The sequence below is a fragment of the Bifidobacterium hapali genome (genome assembly GCF_002259755.1).
In the GTDB taxonomy this organism is placed as follows: domain Bacteria; phylum Actinomycetota; class Actinomycetes; order Actinomycetales; family Bifidobacteriaceae; genus Bifidobacterium; species Bifidobacterium hapali.
This window is the reverse complement of record NZ_MWWY01000016.1, coordinates 1-22,874: the sequence shown is the minus strand read 5'-3', so window position 1 is coordinate 22,874 and position 22,874 is coordinate 1. Positions and strand designations below refer to the sequence as shown.

Genomic DNA, 22,874 nt, shown 5'->3' with positions numbered 1-22,874 from the left:
CACCACGGCGTCGCGGTGCAGGTGAATGCCGTCCACATGCACCACGTGATGCACCTCGTCCACCAGGGGCACCGGCGGCCACAGGCCCCACATCAGCTCGCACCGGCGGCGCAGCGTGCGGGAGGGCAGGTCGTGCTCGGCCTGCGACCGTTTGGAAAACAGCCAGTCCAGTCCGCACCGCAGGTCACGGGCCCTGTTGTCGCGCGACTGGGTGCGCGAGCTCCCGCAGCCGGCGTCCCGGCACCGCCACCTGACCCGCCCCGAGCTTGTTCTTCCGTTCCGTTTCATCGGCTCGCCGCACACGGCGCAACTGGGTGTGTTCATCCACCCAATCTGCCACGCCAACTCGAAAGCCGCTCAACCGTTGTCCCGAAAGGCCTCACAGCCTGTTCCGGACACACATTCTGGCCGACTTCAAGTTCCCCGCCCATACAACTCGAACAGGGGAAACGCCCACTGCCACAAAGGAAAGCGAGCCAAAACAGACACACATTTTGGCCTATAACCCCGGAAGCTCGTTCAGCTACTGAGTTGCAGTTAGAGATAAAGCAAAAGGGCTGAAACCGTTGATTCTCAACGATTTCAGCCCTTTAGTTGCTGGTGCGAGTGGGGGGAGTTGAACCCCCACGAGCATACACTCACTGCCACCTGAAGACAGCGCGTCTACCATTCCGCCACACTCGCAGACAATCGACTAACTTACACCCGCGTTTGGATTTGTGCCAGCTCGGCGTGTCGCTGGCTGATCGCTTGATCCCACTTGAAGGATGGGATAGTACATTCGCAAAGAATTGCACATTGCGCATGAATACCACCGTAATCAACGGTTTTCGGCGTGGCGTGGGGAGGGGTTGTTTGTATGTTGGAACCATATCGTCCAGATTGTGGGGTGGAGGGACGGATATGAACAGGCTGCAATCCCGATCGCGGTGCATGACGCTGATGATCGTCATGTTGGTTGCCGCAGTCGTACTGTTGGTCTGCGCATGGTTCGCAACGGCCGCAATGATCGCAGCTGCTGCTGGCATCGTCGGCTTGTGCTCATTGCGCGAGTGTCGTATTTGTCATCAATTCGCATCGTTGATTCGTACTGATCAATACGGCGCAGTCTGCCCGACGTGCCAGCGAATGATTCTCGAAGGCCGTCAACAGGAGTTACTTGAACGTCGCGCGAAGTAAGTATCGCGACGATTTACCAGCATGCGATATTACTGTCGGTGCGTGATTCCGTACCACCAACGTATGACGGTCCGGCAATGGTATGAGCTAACGTAACCGCTTCAGTTGACTCGCTAAACGCACTGCTCAACGCACCGCGATCCAGCCGCATGATCATCTGTCCTCGCCCAAAATCGGCCGCTTCCAAGCTCACTGTCACATCATGACCACGTCGAGCAAGCTCGCGCGCAATCGATTCATCAAACGACGTCTCTACGCGCACCGTATTGCTGCGATCCCACCGCCAGCGCGGCGCATCGAGCGCTTGCTGCGGGTCCAAGCCGAAATCGATCGCGTTCATCGCAACTTGTACATGACCTTGCGGTTGCATGTACGCGCCCATCACACCAAATGGCCCAACCGGTTGCCCATCTTTCATCAGGAATCCCGGAATAATCGTGTGATACGTGCGTTTACCTGGCTTAAGCGCGTTAGCTCGCGACGGGTCGAGCGAAAAATCCGCCCCGCGATTCTGCAATGCGATACCGGTTCCGGGCACAACAATGCCTGAGCCAAATCCCATATAATTCGACTGAATATACGACACCATGTTGCCCTCGCCATCCGCACAGCACAGATACACCGTGCCAGAACTTGACGGCGTGCGCGTGGTGCGCACTTGAGCCGTATCGCCGATGAGCCGTGCGCGCTGTTCACCGTATTCAGGCGTGAGATACTGCGCGTAATCGAAGCTTGTATCATCCGGATCGGTGACCGTGTCGAATGCGTCTGCGAATGCGAGCTTAACCGCTTCAATCTGTAGATGCGCGGTTCTTGCATTGTCGCGTCCAGCGGGGCCGCTGGCAAAATCGAAGTTGCGCAAAATATTCAGTGCCATAAGCGCGACGATGCCTTGACCGTTTGGCGGGATTTCGCACACTTGCCAACCTCGATAGTCGAGTCGCATTGGTTCAACCCAGCGCGGTTGGAATGCGGCTAGATCGTCGTAGCGCAGGTAGCCGCCGGCTGCTCGGCTTGCTGCATCGATGGCGCGGGCCAGATCGCCTTCATAGAATGAGCGCGCGTGAGTTTCACCGATTTCCTGCAATGTGTTCGCATGGTCGGGCAGTGTGATGATATCGCCAGCTGAAGGGGTTAAGTTGTTGTGCGTGAACACGCGGAACCACTCGTCGAATCGGCCATCGTTATTGGCTGCACGGTATACGTTCGCTGACAGTTGCCAGAATCGCGCGAGATTTGCGTTAACTGCGTATCCGTTGCGCGCGTAATCCACGGCGGGTGCAAGATCATCGGCAAGACTGAGCCTGCCGAATCGTTTGTTGATTGAGGCCCATGCGGCAGGGGCTCCCGGCACAGTGATCGGAGTCCAGCCGAGTTTTGGCATGTGACCGTGATCGTCGTTGCCATCTGCGATCACTCGATCAATAGAAATCGCTTGCGGTGCTGAACCGCTTGAGTTGAGTCCGACGAGTCGATTTTCGCGTGCGCTCCATGCGATGCAGAACGCGTCTGAACCGATACCGTTTGACGTAGGTTCGACGACGGTGAGGGTGGCTGCTGCGGCCACGGCGGCATCGAACGCGTTGCCACCTTTGAGTAGGACTTGTAAACCGGCTGATGATGCTTGCGGAGTTGAGCAGTTCACCATCGCGCGGTTAGCGTATATCGGGAAACGATGAGATGAGTAATGCTGTGCGAGCGGATCGAACGATGGGATTGTGGTCATGCGTCCATTATCGCGCGTTATTTCGGTGTGTGGCAGTTACTGCGGTTGTTACTGAGTCGGTTATGCAGTGGCGGAAAACGCTCGCTCAGGCGACTGTCAGTGAGCGAAAACCGCCACTAGTGGACGGGAGTGGCGGAAAATGCTCGCTGAGACCGCTGTCAGTGAGCGAAAACCGCCACGCATCGGTAGGAGTGGCAGAAAACGCTCATTTAGACCACCGTCAGCGAGCGTTTTCTGCCACTCGGGTAGTTGGCACGCCGACCGGCGGGCGAACCGGTGTGTCAACCGGCGCACCGCCCAGTGCCCCAACCAACACTCGCGATCAGCCGCGCGAGCCGTGCGCGTAGAATCGCGCGAGCGTCTCATCGCGGAACTCGTTGAAATACCCGCCGTCAATCGACGCGCGGATATCATCAAGCAGTTTGATGAAGAAATGCTCGTTATGAATCGTAGCCAGCGTGAATCCGTTGAACTCGCGGGCGCGCAACAAATGATCAACATACGCGCGCGAATAATGCGTGCACGTGTAGCAGTCGCATCCTTTTTCGAGCGGTCCGAAATCGAACTTAAATTCGGCGCGCTTGACGTTGTATCGTCCGTCGCGCGTGAAAATCGCACCGTTACGACCGCAACGTGCCGGCGCCACGCAGTCAAACGTATCGCCACCGTTTTCTACGCACGCGAAAATATCGTCCACAGCCGCAATACCGAGTACGTGTCGCGGTCGGCTTTCCGGCATCGCATCGCAAATCCACGCGCAGGTGTCACCGATAATACGTTTCTCAATCGCTCCACCGATGCCAACGCCGTCGAAATCAAGTGAGGCAATCTGCTCAGCCGCATGCCGGCGTAAATCCTCGTAATTGGCGCCCTGCACCACGCCGTAAAGCGCCTGATACGGCTTGCCAAGACGCACTTGAGTCAGCCGCTGATGCTCAGCAACGCAACGTTGCGCCCAACGATACGTGCGCTCAACGGATTGTTCCTGATATGAGCGCGTGTTCATCAGTGTGGTCAGCTCGTCGAACGCAAACATAATATCTGCGCCGATTTTATGTTGAATACCCATCGAAATTTCGGCACTGAACCGGTGACGTGCACCGTTAAGCGGCGACTTAAACGTCACACCGTCCTCATCCACGAACGCAAGCCGCTCTTTACCGTTAGCGATCACATCGTCCGACTTCATGCCGGTCACGTCCATTGCCAGCGTCTTTTTAAAACCAGCGCCGAGCGAGAGCACTTGGAATCCACCTGAATCGGTAAAGGTCGGCCCGTCCCAGTTCATGAACTTCGCAAGTCCGCCGGCCGCATCGAGCACATCTTCACCGGGGCGCTCGTACAGGTGGAATGCATTCGACAGCAAGCATTGCGCGCCTTCCGAGCGCATCGTTTCCGGCAGAACCGCTTTCATTGCAGCTTGCGTGGCGACTGGCACGAATGCGGGCGTATGAATGTCGCCGTGCGGCGTGTGCAGAATGCCGGTGCGGCCGTAGCGTGCGCCGCCGCGACCCTTGCCGTCGGGGGCGTCTGGCAGGCGCGTAATCGTTTCAAAACTGAACGCGTTGCGATCGCCGGGCTGACCTGGCGCGGCGCCGCGAGGATGATCCACAAGATTCGTCATAGGCTTCACTCTAGGCGAAGCCCAGTAACGAATTCGTGGATGACGCGCGGTTTACGTGAGCGCGGCGCGAGATGATGCGATGCAGTGCGGCGCGGCGTGATAGCGTGCGCAATGCGGCTTGCGAATGATCTGCTATCAGCCGGTTGCTGAATTACTGAACCGGTTCACATGCGCGATATTGCAACGTTTACGACGCAAGTAGTTGCGTGGGTCGCTGGTTATTGCGGACAGTCACGGTGACTGACTGCTCGCGTGCTACTCGACCGCAACGCGACAGCAACGTGACCGTAACGCACGCGACTTCCATCAAGCAAGGAGAAAACTCGTGCATTTCTTTCAACGGACATTCAGGAAACTTCCAGAGCAAGTATCTTTACTCTTAGATAGCAGTTCACCGGGTGGTCGACAGCGAGCGATGGTTCGCAGGTGCGCCCGGCAACTAACGTAAGGAGTAGCAATGGCTGAAGAGCACAACAACGACTGGCTTGCCGGCAGTGGCGAGCAGTCAGGGGACGCGCAGCAGGCCGCACCAGCGAATGACGGCCAGACCTCCCCGATTCAGACGAATAATGATACGACCGGCGATCAGCCGACCGTAACGTTACCGACTGCGACTGGTACGTCGGTTGCGTCACAGTCCGCAACATCGTCGACGGCTGATACGACGCCGATCGAACCGCTGACCGGCACGTTCTCGTCGCCGGCTAGTACGTCGTCGACTGCGGATTCGACCGCGGCGACGACTCCGATCACACCGGTTCCAGCGGCTGACGATACGCCGAACTACGCGGCAGCAGCTGGCGAAAGCACGGTTATATCGTCCGCTCCGACCGCGAACGATACTGCGACGTCATCCGCTGGTACTGCGGCGCCGTCTGCGTCCGATCAACCGACTCAGCAGTACCGTCCGGCGCCAGAATACGGTGCGTACGGTCCGACTCCGACTCAGCCCGCGCCAAGCCAGTCGGCACCGCAGCAGAACGCGCAACCGCACAATCAGCCGTTCGGCGGTCTGTTTGGTAACCCGTTTGCGAACGCAAACAACGCAAATCAAAATGCACAGAACGCTAACGTGGGCGCCGCGAGCAACGGTCAGAACCAGCAGAACGCTAACCGTAACCCGTTCTCCAACCCGTTCCTCGCCGGACAGAGCCAGCAGAATGCGCAGGGTCAGCCACAGAACCAGCAGAACCAGCCGCAGCAGGGCGGTCAGGTTCCGTCGCAGAACGGTCAGCCAGCCCAGCAGCCGCCGTTCCCGCCGTACGGCAATGGTCCGTTCGGTCCGTACGCGCCAGCCAACGGTCAGCCCGGTCAACCGGTTGTTCCGAACGGCAACAAAACCAATAACAAAACTGCCAGCGGTGTGGTCATCGGCGTTGTTGCAGCGCTCGTTTCCGCCGCTCTGTGCCTCGGCGTCGGCTACTACGGCTTGACCAGTGGCTGGGTCACTATCCCAAGCTCAAGCTCGCTGACCAACGTCAACTCGAACAAGTCTGGTTCCGGCTCGGCCACCACGAAGAGCGGCGAAGCAGTCGACTGGTCTGCGGTCGCGTCCAGTGTGTCCGACTCTGTTGTCTCGATTCAAACCACGCTGTCTAACGGCACTGCCAAGGGTTCCGGTGCGGTCATCGACACCGAGGGACACATCGTCACCAACAACCACGTGATCTCCGGCGCGCAGCAAATTCAGGTCACGCTCGCCAACGGCAACATGTACACGGCTAAGCTCGTCGGCACCGACACCACCACCGATCTCGCAGTCATCAAGCTCGACAATCCGCCGAGCGACCTCAAGGCCGTGGAATTTGCGGACTCTGACAAGCTCGCGGTTGGTGAGAACGTCATGGCTATCGGCAACCCGCTCGGCTACGACGACACTGCCACCACGGGCATCGTTTCCGCGCTTAACCGCCCGGTGACGGTCACCGACGACAATAACAATGAGATCGTTACCAACGCGGTGCAGATTGACGCGGCTATCAACCCGGGCAACTCCGGTGGCCCGACGTTCAACGGCGCCGGTCAAGTGATCGGTATCAACTCGTCGATCGCGTCCACCGCGACGTCGTCCGAGTCTGCTGGCTCGATCGGCATTGGGTTCGCGATTCCGGCGAACCTCGTCAAGCGCGTGGCTGAAGAAATCATCAAGGACGGTTCAGTCAAGCACGTTGCGCTCGGCGTGGTCGTTTCGACTGACACGGCGAGCGCTGACGGTGTGACTCGCTCCGGCGCGAAAGTGACGCGTCCATCCGCAGGTGGCTCGGCGGTTGTTTCCGGCGGCCCGGCTGACAAGGCTGGACTTAAGGAAGGCGACGTGATCGTCGCGTTCAACGGCAACGCGGTTAACAGTCACTTCTCGCTGCTTGGATTCGTGCGCGCGTCTGCGCTCGGCGACAAGGCGACGCTTACCATCGTGCGCGACGGTAAGACGATGGAAGTTGAAGTGACGCTCGATCAGGAGGAGGCGGCCGTGAACGGTTCGTCGTCCAGCTCGTCGAACGGTAACAACGGCTCGAACGGCAACGGTAACGGTAACGGTTCCAACGGCAATGGTAATGGCTCGAATGGTAACAGCGACGGTGGTACCGGTGACAACGGTGGCTTCTCTGATCCGTTCAACCTGTGGTAAACCGCTCTGTTACTGAGTGACTGTTGAGTGACTACTAAGTGACTGCTTAACGATTGCTAGATGACTGGTGAGTAGTTGCTGAGTGATGGTGTTGCGCGTGATCGCGTGTTTGCGATCACGCGCAATATTTGTATTTGGCTCAGATTGAGGAGTGGAACGACGGATGTGAGTGCACTGCCACGACGGCGAAGTCGCGGGATTAATGCAATATGGTTACTGCTACAACATAACTGAATATTTCATCTTTACGCCGTGTATCGGATGGTCGCGCAGGGTAGCCGCAAGGCTCTCGGCAAGGACGCCGGTGGGTTAACAAGGCGTGACCGAACTGCCGATTGCGGCGATGGCCACGCACATAGTTACCGTTACCGCCGCGATCGACTCCGTATGCGAGCATAAGGAGCCATGATGACGTGTGTCACCAGATTTACTCAATTTTTCTCTGCGATTGTGCGTATTTTTCGCATGGTACCGATGCTGCCTGTAGTGATTGCGGCGGCAATTCCACTTGCATTGCTGGGGGACTGGCGACCGTGGTCGTCAGTCGGTGAGGTTGCGAGCAACACCGCTACCGCCGCATCATTCTCCGGTATTCCTGTCCTCGGCAATCCCGGCGTCGGTCAGTGGCTCATCATCGTGCTGGTACTGGTTGTTGTTATCGATACTGTGCGCGGCATGATCAACGACATTCGCCACGGTCAAGTTGGCGTCGATCTACTCGCAGTCGTCGCGATTCTGTCAACCGTTGCCGTGCACGAATACTGGGCAAGCTGGGCGGTCATGCTCATGATCGCGTCCGGCGAGGCGATCGAAGAGTACGCGCAAGCGAAAGCCGAGCACAGTCTAACTGCGCTCGTCGAAGCTGCGCCGCGCACTGCGCACGTGATCACACTGCCGGGCGTGGGACGAGGTGACAGCGGTAACCAATCCGGTGGCCAAGCTCACGCTGGTGCTCACGCTGCTCGCAACATCGGCCCAGCTCGTGGCAACGATTTTCGTCCGGTATCAACGAACGCTCCAGTCACATCGCCGAGCGACAACATATGTGCAATCACCGGTCACGCAGCAGACGACTGTTTAGCAGTGACCGATGCAATCGAGCAGCACCGTCGTGCCGTCGCATCGTCCCACTTTGTAACGCTGCCGGTCGACGACGTGCGCATTGGCGACGTCATCATCGTGCTCCCCGGCGAAACTGTGCCCGTTGACGGCGAACTGCTGTCCGGTTCTGCAACGCTCGACCTGAGCGCGATTAACGGCGAGCCAATGCCGCGCGAAGTATTTGCCGGCGCTCGCGTCATGTCTGGAGCGGTGAATGGTGCGACCGCGCTCACCATGCGTGCCACTGAAACCGCCGCCGACTCGCAGTATCAGCGTATTCTTTCGCTCGTGTCGGCCGCGCAAGAATCGCGTCCTGCGGTCGTGCGAACGGCCGACCGACTCGCTGTTCCGTTTACGATTCTCTCGCTTGTAATTGCAGGCGTAGCGTGGGCGTTTTCCGGTGTGCCGACGCGATTCGCGCAAGTGCTGGTACTCGCGACGCCGTGCCCGCTGCTCATCGCCGCGCCGGTCGCGTATATCGCCGGAACTGGGCGGCTTGCGGCTGCTGGTGTGCTCATCAAAACGCAGGATGTGCTCGAACAGTTGGGGCGCGTGACGAGAGTGTTTTTCGACAAAACTGGCACGTTGACGGTGAAACAGCCGCAGGTTGTGCGCGTGGAGATGTTGCCGGAGGTTGCGCCGGGCGACGGTGCTTCAGATGGCATGCCGAGGCGACTGGATGAGGACCATGTACTCATGATGGCTGGCGTAGTGGAAGGCTATTCGACACACATTCTCTCGCGCGGTATTGCAAAGGCTGGAACGGAAGCAGCTGCGCGGTTGCGAGCTCGGTTTGCGAGCGGACAACGGTCGTGCCCGGATATTGGTGCTGACAGCGCTGGCGCCGGTGCCCGCGTCGGCATTCACGCAGGTTTGGGTCGTGAGTATCCGGTGGTGAAGGATGTGCGGGAGGATGCTGGCCGAGGTGTGTCCGGGGTGGTGGATGGACATGTGGTGCGCGTGGGACGATTGTCTTTCGCGGAGGCTGGTGAGGATGGATTCCAAACAGCTACGTCGTCGGGCGAGCACGGCAGAAATGGTTCTCAACGTTCGGACGTGGTTGTGAATGATTCGATAATTCGCTCAGCAGCATCAACTGGTGTACGCGACGGTGGCGAGGTACGGCAGTCAGGGTCGTTGCATACGCGGTTTGGCATGTTGCAACCGGACGAAATGGCATCGTATGTGTCGGTTGATGGGCAATTAATCGCGCGTATTGTATTGCGCGATGTGCCGCGCGCGAATGCTCGCGAAGCATTGGCGCGACTGCATGCGATGGGTGTTCTCAGACTCACGATGCTTACTGGCGACAAGCGCGCATCTGCGGAAATTATCGCCCGTGAAGTTGGTATTGATGAGATTCACGCCGAACTGTTCCCCGAAGATAAGGTGGCTGCGGTGCGAAATGCGGCTGGTGCGGATGGTGTGGCGGAATCAGCTGGTGCGGATGGTGCGGATGGTTCTGCCGCATCAACGGATTCGCTGAACGCGTCTCGTTCATCTCGTCGCTCGGCTCGTCCCGTCACCATGATGGTCGGCGACGGCGTAAACGATGCTCCCGTATTGGCTGCTGCCGATATCGGCGTAGCAATGACCGACGGCACGTCTACTGCCGCATCTGAATCTGCGCAAGTTGTCATTATGAACGACAACATCGCTGCCGTTCCGCAAGCTATTGCCATTGCTCGCCGTACCAAACGAGTCATGTTGCAGGCTGTACTGCTTGGCCTCGGTCTCGCGCTTGTTGGTATGCTGGCCGCAGCGTTCAACCTTATTCCGGTCGTCGTCGGTGCTTTCTTGCAGGAAGCAATCGATGTTGTTTCCATTCTCTGGGCGCTCACTGCGCTGATCGACCGCGAATAATTGGGGCTTTCTGTAATCTGAGAGGCAGATTTCCTGTCTTGCAGTGGCCTTTCTTCAATCTGAGAGGCAGGTGCCGCCGGAAAATACCTCCATATCCCACATAATCATATGGATTTTGCGCATAATATCTGGAGTTACCTGCCTCTCAGATTGAAGAAAGACCCCTGCGTGAGACAAAAACTGCCTCTCAGATTGAGAAAAGGAAGTTTCAAACCCCTCTTCCGTGATTCGGCGGCTTGCGATAGGCTGTAACGCGTGACTGAATCTTCGAATACTGCTCAAAACACCAACGAACTGCGTATCGCGGTGATTGGCGCCGGTCCGGCCGGTGTGTACTCTTCCGATATTTTCCTGCGCCAGCTCAAGAAGCTTGGCGAAGAACTTGGCCTTGGCACCAAGGCTCGTATCGACCTGTTCGAGAAACTGCCTGTGCCGTTTGGCCTAGTCCGTTACGGCGTGGCTCCCGACCACCCGTCCATCAAGTTCATTGCCGACGCGCTCGAAAAGACGCTCGACAACCCCGATATTCACCTCTACTGCGACGTTGAATTCGGCAAAGACGTGACGCTCGACGACCTGCTTGCCCGTTACGACGCTGTGCTCTTCGCAACCGGCGCGGTTAAGGACAAGCCGCTCACCATCCCCGGCGCCGACCTCGATGGCGTGTACGGCGCAGCCAAGTTCGTTGAGTGGTACGACGGTTACCCGACTGGCGCTCGCGAATGGCCGCTGACAGCCGAGAGCGTGGCTGTGATCGGCGGCGGTAACGTTGCGATGGACGTGGCGCGTGAGCTGATGCGCAATGCGGATGATCTCAAAGCTAAAACCGATATTCCGGACAACGTGTACGAGGGTATTCAGAACAACAAGGCGCGCACGTTGCACCTGTTCATTCGTCGTGGCGTTGCACAGGCGAAGTTCTCCGTGCAAGAGTTGCGTGAGATGGAGAAACTGCCCGGCGTGCAGCTCATTATTAACGAGGACGATTTTGAGCTCGACGATGACACGATTGAGGTTGCTGGCAAGGACAAGCTCACTCGTCAGATGGTCGAAGAGCTGTTCACGATCCGCGAGATGGCTGAGGATATGGAAGACGACGGTGACGTTGACTTCGAGGGTAATCCGGCCGACCGCAAGTACTATGTGCACTTCAATTCTGCGCCGACCGAAATTCTCGGTGAGGATGGTCATGTGAAAGCGATTCGCGTGGAGCGTACGGAAACTGGCGCTGACGGCAAGATGCATCGCACTGGTGAGTTCACTGATTACCCGGTTGAGGCTGTGTATCACGCGATCGGTTACAAGCCGGCTGAAGCGCCCGGTATTGTGTACGACGAGAAGGGTGCGCACTTGGCGAACGCGAACGGCGACGGTCGTATTACAACTGCTGCTGACGGTGGCGAAGTGCGCGAACGTCTGTATGCGACTGGTTGGGCGAAGCGTGGTCCGGTTGGCTTGATTGGCTCGACGAAGTCGGATGCGCTGATGATCGTGACGAATATGCTCGAAGATCTTGCGAAGGCTGCGGAAGGTGGTCGCGTGGCGGCTGATCGCGATCCTGAGTCGATCGATCGACTGCTGGCTGAGCGCGGCGTCAAGCCGATTGATTTCGCTGGCTGGAAGAAGGTTGACGCGTTCGAGCGTGCGGAAGGCGCGAAGGAAGGCCGCGAGCACAAGAAGGTTATCGACCCCGATCAGATGCGCGCGCTCGCGCACGCGTGATGTGTCTGTAATTGCGGGTTGAGCTGTACCGCAGCTCCCCTTGTCAGGGGAGCTGCGATGAACTGTGGCAATTTCCAGCGGCTCAGGTTGGTGTGTACGTTATCATGGCTGATAACACAGTGTTGGGAAGTAGCATGCCAAGACCACATCAAACGAACGCGCATGACGCGCATAACACGCATGTTACGCATGATTATGATTCACGCCCTACGCGTCGCGTGACATCAAACACGTCTCACGTTAGTCGCCATAGCGATAATGATGTTCGTCATCATCCCAATCGCCCCGATCACCCCACTCATGCGCAATCTCGCGCACACCGCATCATGCGTACATGGGCTGCGAATCTCTCCCAGTCGCCGGTCTATCGTCGCCGTCTAGTCACTGTGCTCGGCGCAGCACTTGCAATATGTGTTGCGGTAGGCGGCTCTGTCCATTATGTATGGACGGTTGCGGTTGATGAGTCGTCGCAAGCGGCCAAACAGTCGCAGACCGCAACGAAATCAAACGACGCGGATACTAATAATGCCACGAAACATGCGACTCAAGTTCCTCAAGCTCAGTCGCTGCCCACCGGAACGCCGACCGAGATCGCGCTGAACGCCATCGGCAAACTCGACGGCGCGGCACAAGTTTCCACAACCGGTTTCACGCTCGACCCGGACACGCAAGTCCAGCTCGAGGATGAGCTCAATACGTTCACCAACGCCGGATACGAGGCGTCGTTCGTGATAGTCGATATCAAGACGGGCGACGCGCTGTCGTCGTATGCTGGCATCGCGCATTATTCAGCGTCTGCGATTAAAGGACCGTATGTGCTTGCGCTCGCTGAGACCGGTGCGATTGACTTGAAATCGGCGTATTTAGCTGAGACAAGTGACGCTGGTAACACGCAGTATTTGATTCATCAGACGATTTCTGTCTCGAATAATGACACGTATTTTTCGCTGCGTTTGGCGTATGGAACTGACGCGTTTGCGCAATGGTCGCAGTCGGCTGGCGTGAGCGTGGACGTGACGGATATGTCACTCGGTGATTTTCTGAACATGTCGTCGGCGGATCTTGCGCGCATGTGGGCGAAGGGGTACGGATATTTGTTCGGTTCGGATGGGACAACTGGATCGGCGGATGGTACGACTGGATCGGCGGACGGCTCAGACAGTCAGGCCAACTCGCAAAGTTCCCCAGACAACACCACGCAAGAAGCGACGGACGTGGATTCGGCCGCACGTCAGTGGCTTGCTGGTGAATTTTCTAACACGCTCAATTCCTCGATTCACATGGCGCTGGGAAGCCAATACTCCGTCTATACGAAGGCTGGTTGGATTAACGAGGCTGGATTGTATTCGCTGAATGATGCGGGTATTGTGCGATCGTCGTCGGGTGATTACGTGCTCGCGGTGATGACAACCGCGGTGAATGAGTACGACATGGTGTCTGGTTTAGTGTCGATGCTTGACACGATTCACACGGATCAGATGTCTGCATAAGTTGCGCCAAGTCGCGCCGCGCCGTGCCTCGCCGTGCCATGCCGCGGGCCAGTAATTCCGCCTGTGGCTAACACAGCGACAATCCCCGGCAATATCCAGCCAACATCCAGCCGGTGAATTTACTGTGTGGATTATGAATGGCAATCTTCGGGTGCATGGCCACTTCAATGGCCTGAAGACGACGCTGCTTTTCGCATTAATGTGGGCCGTCGTCATGCTGATTTGGTGGGCTACTGGCGGCCGCCGCAGCACGCTCGGCGTGTACATTATGATCGGTTTGGCCACCACGTTCGGCTCGTACTGGTTTTCCGACAAACTCGCGATCGCGTCAATGCGCGCGCGTGAAGTCTCTGAGCAGGAGGCGCCCGCGCTGTATCGCATCGTGCGCGAACTGTCTGCGAAAGCTGGCAAGCCGATGCCGCGTATCTACATCGCGCCGACGATGAGTCCGAACGCGTTTGCAACCGGCCGTAACGAACGTCACGCAGCGGTTTGCTGCACGCAAGGTATCTTGCAGATGCTCAACGAACGCGAGATTCGCGGCGTGCTCGGCCATGAGCTCATGCATGTTTACAATCATGACATTCTCACGTCGGCAATCGCGTCTGCAATGGCGACGGTGATCACGTATCTTGGCTACTCGCTCATGTACTTCGGCGGTGGCTCACGCGATGATCGTGACGATAATGCCGGCGGCGCGCTCGGCTTGGTGGGCGTGCTGTTGAGTGCGATTCTTGCTCCGATCGGTGCGTCGCTGATTCAGATGGCTATTTCCCGCACGCGCGAGTTTGACGCGGACGAGGATGGTTCGCGCCTGACTGGCGATCCGGAGGCGCTTGCGTCGGCGCTCAACAAGATTTCGGTTGGTGCGCAAGCCAATCCGATGCCTGCTACCGCAGGTACGCAGTCGGTGGCGGCGATGATGATCGCCAATCCGTTCTCTGCGGAAGGTTTTTCGCAGCTGTTTTCAACACACCCGCCGACCGATCAGCGTATCGCGCGACTCATGCAGATGGCGCAGGAAATGCGCGCGCAGCAGGGCGGGTATGTGAACGCTGGTGCCGGATATGGTTCGGGATATACGCAAAGTATCTCGGACTACGGGCGGTGATTGTTGGTGAGTGATACGACTGCGGTGACTGACTCGCCGGTGGATTCTCCGCTGTTGGCTCGCTTGCGTGCTGCGTTGCCGGCGTTGGGTGGTGGCGAACAGCGCGTGATTGCGGCGATGCTGATGCGTCCGCAGGATGTGCCGAATTGGTCTACCGCTGACGTTGCTGAACAGGCTGGCACGTCATTGTCGACGGTGGTGCGCGCGTGCCAGCGGGTTGGTTTTCGTGGATATCAGCATATGCGGCTTGAGTTTGCGCGGCTGTCTGATGATGTGCAGCAGCGTGGGGTGACGCTAGCGGGAACTGGTGCGGGCGTTGCTGCGAGCGCGGATGATGCGTCGTCGATTGTTGCGTTTACGTTTGCGAATGCTATTGCGGCGTTGAAGGTTGCGTCGACGACGATTGATGATGCGACGATGCGTCGTGCTGCTGATCTGCTTGCGAGCGCTGGTCGGATTTTGTGTGCGGCGACTGGTTTTTCTGCGCCGCCGATTCGTGATGCTGCGCTGCGGTTGGCGGCGGCTGGTTTGCCGGTACAGTTTCCGGCTGATGTGATTAGTCAGCAGTTTTGTGCGCACGCGCTGGCAAGTGGTGACGTATGTTTGGCGGTGAGCTATTCGGGTGCGAATACGCATACGTTACATACGTGCCGGCTGGCGAGGGAGCGTGGCGCAACGGTTGTGGCGATGACGAATTTTCCGAAGTCTCCGTTAGCTGAGATCGCTGATGTGACGATGGTGACTGGTGTGATGCCGCAAGCGCATCGTATTGATCCTGGCGCTGATCGTGTTGCGGAACTCGTAGTATTGCAAGCATTATGTGCGACGGTGATTGACCGGTCGTCGCACACTGCTCAGGCGGGCGATGTGCGCGAAGTGATTGCGGACTCCGTATCTGATTGTGCCGATCCTCAGTAGTGCATCTCCTAATGTTCAACTGACTGTCGCTTGTTGGTCGTCTGTCTGTCAGTAGCCCGACGTTTTGCTGCGGATAATCGTAAATGGAATTCGTTCCATGAGTTACGGAATTCCGGAAAACCTAGGGGAAAGGCAACGATATGAAGATCCGTACGATCACCACGCTCGCCGCGGGTGCGCTCGCAGCGCTGATGGTGCTGTCCGGCTGCGGCAACGCTTCCGCCAATACCAACACGAACTCCGCTAACAACGCTTCCGGTGACACCGCATCATCCCAGACCGACACTTCGGTCAACGGCACCATCACCGTGTACACGTCCGAGCCGCAGAACAAGCTCGACGCACTCATCAAAGATTTCAACGAAGTTGTGCCCAACGTCAAAGTTCAGTCGTTCCGCGCTGGTACCGGCGATCTCAACGCGCGCATCGAATCCGAACAGGCCAACGGCGGTGTGAAAGCCGATATTTTGTGGGCTGCCGACGCATCCACGTTCGAAAAGTACAAGAAGTCCGACTCGCTCGCCAAGTACACGCCGAAGGAAGCTGATAAGCTCATCGACGGTGTGACCGACGCAGACGGTTACTACACTGGCACGCGCGTCATCCCAACCGTTATCGCGTACAACACAAACGCAATCAAGACCGCTCCCGACTCGTGGAAGTCACTCGCTGACCCGCAATACAACGGCAAGATCGTCATGCCGAACCCATCCGTTTCCGGCGCGGCCGCATACAATGCTGCCGTCTGGTATCTCGACAAGAACCTCGGCGAACAGTGGTTCACTGAACTCGGCAAAAACAAGCCAGTGATTGCTGACAGCAACGGCCCAGTTTCGCAAGCTGTCGCATCCGGTACGCAGCCGGTTGGTGTGGTTGTCGACTACCTGATTCGCGATCTTAAGACCAAGGGTTCGCCGGTCGCGGTTGCATACCCGTCCGAAGGTGTACCGTTCGTCTCTGAACCGATTGGTATTTTCAAGTCCACGAAGAATGAGAAGGCTGCTCAAGCGTTCATCGACTACGTGCTCAGCGTGCGCGGACAGAAGCTCGCCGTCAAGCAGAACTACCTGCCGGTGCGCAACGATGCTGGCAGCCCGGAAGGCGCTCCTGAACTCGACAAGATCAAGCTGCTCAACCCTGATCTTGCGACGGTGACCGAAAACAAGGAAACCGCGCTTAAGTCGTTCACTGCGCACGTCGGCTGAGCTGGTTGAGTTAACTTAACCGGTTACGTTGATCTGTGCAATGTAGGGTTCTGACTGATGGTTACTGCAACACCATCCGCGCGGCAAACCACTCGCATGAGCACGACGCACAAGCGCCCCGGGCAGTCGCTCGGGACGCTTCGCGTCGTCTTGTGGGTGTTCTGCCTGCTGTTCGTTGTCATGCCGCTCGGTGCAATCGCGTTGTATGGCATCCTGTCGTGGCGCGGCACTGAAGTGCTGAACGCCGACGTACTCGACGCTGCAATCAACAGCGCTGTCTCGTCGTTGGCAGCGGCCGTAATCGCCACAATCGTTGCGCTTGCGCTCGCCGTATTCGTGGAACACACTGACTTGCCGGGCCGCGGTGCATTGCGGCTCATACTGCTCACGCCACTGCTCGTTCCACCGTTTATCGGCGCGATCGCGTGGACCGGCGTGTTTGGGCCGGCAAGCCCGATCAACCTGCAGTGGACGCAGTGGTTTGGACATGTGCTTTGGAACGTGTATGGTGCGGACGGTGTGATTTTCCTGCTCGCTTTGCATGGTTATCCGGTTGCGTATTTGATGATCGCCGTTGCGCTTGATCGCGTGCCTGCCGAGCTCGAAGAAGCAGCGCGAATCAGTGGTGCTGAACCGGTTCATGTACTCGGCTCGATCACACTACCGCTCGTTGCACCTGCCGCGCTGAGCGCGTTTATTCTGCAAGTTGTTAGTAATCTCGCTGACTTCGGCATCCCATCTATCGTCGGCACGCCGGAACGTTACACCACGCTCGCCACACTGATCTACCGGTACGTGCAATCCGGTTCAGTAGACAATCCGCTGCAAGTCGTCGCCGGCATCGGCATTATGATGCTCGCCGTAACCATGCTCGCGCTCAGCGCAGTCAAACGCATCCCGCAGCGCACGATAACGTTTGCACCACGCGCGGCAAACGCAATGCCGTTACGATTAGGCGGTCGACTGCCGATCGCAGTCATACTGTGGACGGTGGGACTCGCGATCACTGTGCTGCCCACGTTTGCGCTCGCATCACAGTCGTTACTTGCCGCGCCAGGCATTCCACTCACATGGAGCAACCTCACGCTTGACAGCTATCGCGAAGCATTCGCAAGTCCGACGACCATGCTCGGTTTGACCACGTCAATCGTGCTATCGGTCGGTGCAGGCGTGATCTGTGGCATCGTTGGCATGGCAATCGGTTCACTTGCCGCGCGCTCGCATCGCCGCGACGATCATGCGCTCGGCAGTCTCGCGCTACTGCCGCAATCAATTCCGGGTTTGATTATTGCAGTCGGCTGGCTGCTGCTCGCGCCGCATATCGGCTTGTTTAATACGCCGTGGCTGATTTTGGCAGCGTACGTAACCGCGTTCGTTGGGCTGGTGGTGCAAACGGTGGAAGCGCCACTGAAAGCGATTCCGGATGCGCTTGTTGACGCGGCTCGCATCAGTGGCGCCTCGCCGTTAACCGCGATGCGTGACGTAATTTGGCGGATGGGCGCGTCTGCGGCGGTGACCGGCGCGATGCTGGTCGTGCTTACTGCTGTGCGCGAGTTGACGATTTCGTCGCTGCTGCTTGCGCCGGACGCGCAAACGCTTGGCGTTGTGGTGTTTAGCTTGCAACAGGCGGGTTCGTATAATGCGGCGGCTGCGCTGTCGTTGTTGATTACTGTGGTTGGGCTGGCTGCGTTGCGTACGGTTACGCGAGTGATGAGAGGACGATGAGCGATGGTGGATGTGCGGAAATTAAGTGATGATGGTGTTGCTGCCGAAAACGTTGCTGCTGATTCGGCAGTCAACGCGCTTGACGTCAACGAAGTCACCGTGCGATACAGCAACGGCAATCTCGGTCTTGATAACGTTAGTCTGACTGTGCGCCCCGGCGAATTTATGGCCTTAATCGGTCCATCTGGCTCCGGTAAAACCACGCTGTTGCGCACGGTTGCAGGATTCTTACGCCCTACGTCCGGTACGGTGCGCATGAGCGGCGACATCGTGTCGGCGGCGTCGCCGCGCGTGGATGTGCCGCCTGAACGCCGTCACTTAGGCATGGTGTTTCAGCAGCATGCGATTTGGCCGCACATGAACGTCGGTCAGAACGTTGCATATCCGCTCGTGCAAGCACGTGTGCCGCGTGCGGAACGAACTGAACGGGTTAAGCGAGCGCTTGCGATGGTTGGATTGGCGGGATTCGCAGATCGTGACCCGAGTGAATTGTCTGGCGGTCAGCGGCAACGCGTGGCGATTGCGCGCGCAGTGGTGGCTAGACCGCGTATGCTGCTGCTCGACGAAGCGTTGTCTGCATTGGATGAACCATTGCGTGAAACATTGCGTATTGAGTTGAAGCATATGACGTCGCAGCTGCATTTGACTGCGGTGCATGTTACGCATGATCGTGGTGAAGCGCTTGCGATGGCGGATCGTATTGCAGTGCTCGATCACGGGCGCGTGCAGCAGATCGGGACGCCGACTGAGTTGTTGGAACGGCCGTCGTGTGCGATGGTTGCAGCGTTTCTCGGTGACGCGACGCTCGTACCGGGCGTATTTGACGGGCGCGAATTCCGTGCGGATGCGTTGCCGTTGGCGGTGGCGGCGCAGGACGTGGATGTGCGGGATGACGGTGGTGTTGCAGGTGCTGGTGGCGATAGTGCCGCACGGGGTGCAGCTGGGCAGCGGCACGGTGCGCTGGCCGTGTCACCACATGCAGTGACGTTAGGGCCGGCTGACAGAGTCACAGATACGTCTGTGTTTGGCAGTGATAATAGTGATAATAATGTGCGAGCTATGTCGGGGATGCCAGACGGTACTAGGGCTACGGGATCTGCGTCTTCGCAAGTGCCGGTTGTTTCCGCTTCGCTATTTGGGCAGGTCGTCAATACGGTAGTTGTGAACTGGGGAGGATTGGAGTTTCGCTGCGCAGTTCAAGGTATTGCGCCAAAAGCCGGTGAAGCGGTGTCTGTGCACGTTGCGCGCGGCACGTTCTATCCCGCTCCATGACAAGAGTACCCAGATTCTGCGTTAGGTACCGTTGCAGACTGTGACAACGCAGGACTATGCGACGCTACGGTGCAGGTGATGGCTCGGGTGCGTCGATGTGCCGGCTGGTACGGAGAACAGCACATCGTCATCAAGACTGATTGGCACGGTCGTTACACGCAAGCAGCCATCTGCGCTGAGCTCTTCGATCGTGAAAGCGGCGCCAGAACGTCCTTCCACGAATCCAGCGCCGGCATCCATTCGCTGTTCGTATGCCATTGACGGTGCGACCGATACCGGAACGCCAGCGAACGTCGCTTGCATCGCGTGATGAAAATGACCAGCGAGAATCAGTCGCACGTGCGCACCGTCAATCGCGGCAGCGAGATCGTCCGCGTTGCGCAGATTGACCTGTCGTAGTCCCGGCATGAGTGACGGAACTGGACTGTGGTGCATCACGAGAATCGATGGATGGATATTGTTGTGCGATTCAGTCGGCTTGCACTGAAGCCGTTCACGTAACGTCGACAGCGTGTTATCCGACAGTCGCCCCTCACTACTGTCGAGTAGATAAATGTCGTATCCGTTGACGGTGATTACGCTCGGAGCGCATGTAATATTCGCGCATACGGACAGTGCGGCAGTCGCTTCGTCTGTATCGTCGTGATTGCCCGGTACTGCGCACAGTGGCGCTTTGACATTCTCGGCCAGTTGCTGAAGCGCTTCAGCAACTGGCTGGTACGCGCGAATATCACGGTGAATAAGGTCGCCGCTGACCACGATCACGTCCGGGTGCACGGCCAGCGCGCGCAGATAATATGGTACGAATTCAAGTGCGCGCAACGGGTTAACACGACCGAACAGCCGTTGCGGTGGCAGTTCAGCGTGGATATCTGACAGATGCACGATGGTTAACCGCTGAAGATCGTGTGGGTTGTGCGATGTGTACTGTGTGCTTGGGCTGGGTTCGGCCGACTCTGCCACAAGTGTAGTGGTGACTGCTGTTGCTGCTGCCGCGTGAGGTGCGCTGATTGCGGATTGTGTGCTCGCTGGTTGTTGTACCGCTGTGGTTGCGCGCGTGACAGGAGCAGCGTGCACGGGTGATTGTTCCACGGGTACCGTCAAGGTATGTGGGGTGATTCCAGCCGTCGCCTGACGCTTGGAACGTAACCGGTTCAGTTGTTCCGATGTTAGACCGTGATCTTTGAGATAGTGCGCCGCACCGCCGTGTGCATCAAGCCAATCACAGATTGCGATCATCATGGACGCGGGACTGTCGAGTCGCATGTGCAACGTCTCCGTACGTTGCGGATCGTATGGTGCGTCGCAAGCGACTTCTGCGAAGGTCTTTTGACGAATCTGATCGTTGAGCCCGGATGCTGACCGCGCGTAATCGGCGATAATCGCGTCTTGCGGGTCGCCGGCTACGAGCCGAGCCAGCGCAACAACAAGTCCAGTGCGATCTTTACCGATACTGCAGTGGACGAGCGCGGTGCCGGGTGCGTCTGCGATGGCTGCGACCGCACACGCGAGTTGAGGGCCGCGCTGTTCGAGCATAAACGTGTAGATTCCGTCGAGCGTACCGGTGCGCGGCGCGCCGTTTGGTAGACAGTAGATTGGTGTTTTGACGGTGGTGATGCCGGCGAATTGGCGCGGGTGACCTTCGTCGGGCTCGCGAAGGTCAACAATGGTGGTGACGTTGAGATTGTGCAGCTGGGATTCGCCCTCGGCGGTGAGTTTGTCGGGCGCGGCGGAGCGGATGAGCCACGGTGTACCGTCGATACGGCGTGCGGCGATGCGTGCGTTCGGGCAGTGCTCAAGGTGAAGCGGTTCAGCTGTTGGCTGTGCGCTGTGTGATGACGTATGGATTGCTGATGATTCGGCTGAGCAAGGGGCGGTTGACGGTGATTCATTTGGTAAGCGACGTGGAGCTGCTGATGCTGTGGTTGCGCTGAGGATGCCGTTATCTACCGGTGATACGCCTGATGTGCCGCAACTGTTCATTCCGTTATTCCTTGTAACTTGGAATCTGTTCCGTATTATTGTGGGAAATTCATGTTGCTACCCGCCCAACGGCATATGAATCATCGGCAAATTGTCACTATGTATAAGGATGCTTCACAATGTGGCATGGCATCTGCTATGCTGTCTATTTGTCTCTTATAGAGGATTCATTCATATTAGAGACATCGCGAATGTAGTTCATCGGTAGAACGACAGCTTCCCAAGCTGTAGAGGCGGGTTCGACTCCCGTCATTCGCTCTTTGATTTTTGGCTTAATTTCAATGGTTTGAGTTCTTTCGGATACCCATAAGTCATGCCATGAGAAATGGATGGGAATAATACCGCGTGCCTGCGTACGCAAGTGGGCCAGTCAGCGTGACTTTGAGTTATTGGATTCAGCGAAGTGTGATATTCCGGCGGATGGTGGCCGATGTCCGCCGGAATGTCACGTTTCGGGCTGAGTTTATGTGATATTTCGGCGGGAGCGAGCAATTGTTCCGCCGGAATGTCACGTTTTGACCCTTGTTTGTGTGATATTCCGGCGGACATGCGGCCATCCTCCGCCGGAATATCACAGAAATTGGTCCGTCCCACCCGGTCCTCCCGTCAGTCGGTCAGGTGTTGCAACCATGACTAGAACCCGCCCGAAGCCAAGTCTGCGGGGGGGGGGTGTTCCTATGTTTTTGTCAACCGTGTGAGGGGTTGACGTGTCGCATTCTGGTTGGTTGTGGTGGGCGTGCTTCGCTTTGGCCTTGGCGATTCGTTGCCGTAGCCGGTGTTTGTGTTTTGTTCAGGCGGCGAGGGTTTGTTCCTGGTAGAGGGTGCCGTTCTTGAGCATGCTGTAGATCACGTCGCAGCGGCGTCGGGCGAGGCAGATGATGGCGGCGTTGTGGTGTTTGCCTTGTCCTCGTTTGCGTTTGTAGTAGGCGATGGATGGCGGGTGTTTAGTGGAGGCGACAAACGCAGACTGCCATAGTGCGTTCTTGAGGCGTTTGTTGCCGCCCCGGGCGGGGTGTTCGCCTTTGATGCTGGTGCCGGATTGGCTGGTGATGGGCGCGATGCCGGCGTACGCGGCGAGGTGGGCCGCGTTTTTGAAGTTCGAGATGTTCCCGCCGATTGCGAGGAGGATGTTGCTTGCGGTCCTGGCGCCTATCCCGGGCATCGACGTCAGGACCGTGAGAAGAGGGTGATCGTTGAGGAGCTCCTCGACCTGCGAGGCGAGGTTGCGGCGCCGGTCCTTGATCTGTTTGATGTCGCGGGCGATCGAGGGGATGATGGTCTCGGCCATGTCGGTGCCGGGTACGGTAACGGTCTGTTCACCGATGG

General features: G+C 57.8%; 15 protein-coding genes, 2 tRNA genes and 3 pseudogenes. 13 read left to right on the top strand and 7 right to left on the bottom strand.

Going from position 1 to position 22,874, the window contains the following annotated elements:
• The coding region (locus tag BHAP_RS03860) for a transposase-like zinc-binding domain-containing protein (protein WP_420807708.1) at positions 1–324 on the bottom strand (324 nt) is incomplete at its 3' end.
• Between the two features lie 274 nt (positions 325–598).
• A tRNA-Leu gene (locus BHAP_RS03855) sits at positions 599–684 on the bottom strand.
• A gap of 219 nt (positions 685–903) precedes the next feature.
• Between BHAP_RS03855 and BHAP_RS03850 the strand changes: the two genes are divergently transcribed.
• On the top strand, positions 904–1,179 hold the full coding sequence (locus BHAP_RS03850; RefSeq protein ID WP_143248722.1) for a hypothetical protein: 276 nt from the start codon (positions 904–906) through the stop codon (positions 1,177–1,179).
• A 13-nt stretch (positions 1,180–1,192) separates the two neighbouring features.
• On the opposite strand, the gene BHAP_RS03845 is transcribed toward BHAP_RS03850, so the two are convergent.
• Positions 1,193–2,905 carry a gamma-glutamyltransferase family protein gene (locus tag BHAP_RS03845; protein WP_094729442.1) on the bottom strand — a complete coding sequence of 571 codons (1,713 nt, stop codon included), beginning with the start codon at positions 2,903–2,905 and terminating at the stop codon, positions 1,193–1,195.
• 322 nt (positions 2,906–3,227) lie between these two features.
• Positions 3,228–4,529, bottom strand: a complete 1,302-nt coding sequence (tgt, locus tag BHAP_RS03840) for a tRNA guanosine(34) transglycosylase Tgt (protein WP_094729441.1) — start codon at positions 4,527–4,529, stop codon at positions 3,228–3,230.
• A gap of 457 nt (positions 4,530–4,986) precedes the next feature.
• Between tgt and BHAP_RS03835 the strand changes: the two genes are divergently transcribed.
• The 11 genes and pseudogenes from BHAP_RS03835 (at position 4,987) to BHAP_RS03795 (ending at position 19,565) form a co-directional block, all read left to right on the top strand.
• A complete protein-coding gene (locus BHAP_RS03835) occupies positions 4,987–7,158 on the top strand; it encodes a trypsin-like peptidase domain-containing protein (protein ID WP_094729440.1) in 2,172 nt (723 codons plus the stop codon).
• A gap of 408 nt (positions 7,159–7,566) precedes the next feature.
• Positions 7,567–8,121, top strand: a pseudogene (locus BHAP_RS12095) (heavy metal translocating P-type ATPase); the annotation flags it as partial.
• A gap of 150 nt (positions 8,122–8,271) precedes the next feature.
• Positions 8,272–9,678 (top strand): annotated as a pseudogene (locus BHAP_RS12090) (HAD-IC family P-type ATPase); the annotation flags it as partial.
• Between the two features lie 99 nt (positions 9,679–9,777).
• Positions 9,778–10,122, top strand: a pseudogene (locus tag BHAP_RS12085) (HAD hydrolase family protein); the annotation flags it as partial.
• A gap of 255 nt (positions 10,123–10,377) precedes the next feature.
• Positions 10,378–11,844, top strand: a complete 1,467-nt coding sequence (locus BHAP_RS03825) for an FAD-dependent oxidoreductase (RefSeq protein ID WP_094729438.1) — start codon at positions 10,378–10,380, stop codon at positions 11,842–11,844.
• Between the two features lie 326 nt (positions 11,845–12,170).
• Positions 12,171–13,334: a serine hydrolase gene (locus tag BHAP_RS03820; protein ID WP_211279683.1), complete on the top strand. Its 1,164-nt coding sequence runs from the start codon at positions 12,171–12,173 to the stop codon at positions 13,332–13,334.
• A 133-nt stretch (positions 13,335–13,467) separates the two neighbouring features.
• On the top strand, positions 13,468–14,445 hold the full coding sequence (gene htpX / locus BHAP_RS03815) for a zinc metalloprotease HtpX (RefSeq protein ID WP_094729436.1): 978 nt from the start codon (positions 13,468–13,470) through the stop codon (positions 14,443–14,445).
• Positions 14,446–14,451: 6 nt separating this feature from the next.
• Positions 14,452–15,363, top strand: a complete 912-nt coding sequence (locus BHAP_RS03810) for a MurR/RpiR family transcriptional regulator (protein ID WP_158216418.1) — start codon at positions 14,452–14,454, stop codon at positions 15,361–15,363.
• A gap of 140 nt (positions 15,364–15,503) precedes the next feature.
• Positions 15,504–16,568 (top strand): ABC transporter substrate-binding protein, encoded by a 1,065-nt coding sequence (locus BHAP_RS03805; RefSeq protein WP_094729434.1) that lies wholly within the window; start codon positions 15,504–15,506, stop codon positions 16,566–16,568.
• Between the two features lie 57 nt (positions 16,569–16,625).
• Positions 16,626–18,293, top strand: a complete 1,668-nt coding sequence (locus tag BHAP_RS03800; RefSeq protein ID WP_211279682.1) for an ABC transporter permease — start codon at positions 16,626–16,628, stop codon at positions 18,291–18,293.
• Between the two features lie 3 nt (positions 18,294–18,296).
• Positions 18,297–19,565: an ABC transporter ATP-binding protein gene (locus BHAP_RS03795; protein WP_094729433.1), complete on the top strand. Its 1,269-nt coding sequence runs from the start codon at positions 18,297–18,299 to the stop codon at positions 19,563–19,565.
• A gap of 54 nt (positions 19,566–19,619) precedes the next feature.
• Here the strand turns inward: BHAP_RS03795 and BHAP_RS03790 are convergent, their stop codons facing one another.
• A complete protein-coding gene (locus BHAP_RS03790) occupies positions 19,620–21,548 on the bottom strand; it encodes a tyrosine-protein phosphatase (RefSeq protein WP_094729432.1) in 1,929 nt (642 codons plus the stop codon).
• A gap of 187 nt (positions 21,549–21,735) precedes the next feature.
• Here BHAP_RS03790 and BHAP_RS03785 point away from each other — a divergent pair.
• A tRNA-Gly gene (locus BHAP_RS03785) sits at positions 21,736–21,806 on the top strand.
• On the opposite strand, the gene BHAP_RS11445 is transcribed toward BHAP_RS03785, so the two are convergent.
• Both BHAP_RS11445 and BHAP_RS03780 read right to left on the bottom strand, forming a co-directional pair.
• A complete protein-coding gene (locus tag BHAP_RS11445; protein WP_143248721.1) occupies positions 21,798–22,142 on the bottom strand; it encodes a hypothetical protein in 345 nt (114 codons plus the stop codon). The genes BHAP_RS03785 and BHAP_RS11445 overlap by 9 nt on opposite strands.
• A 196-nt stretch (positions 22,143–22,338) precedes the next feature.
• On the bottom strand, positions 22,339–22,874 hold a 536-nt coding region (locus tag BHAP_RS03780), incomplete at its 5' end, for a transposase (RefSeq protein WP_143248720.1).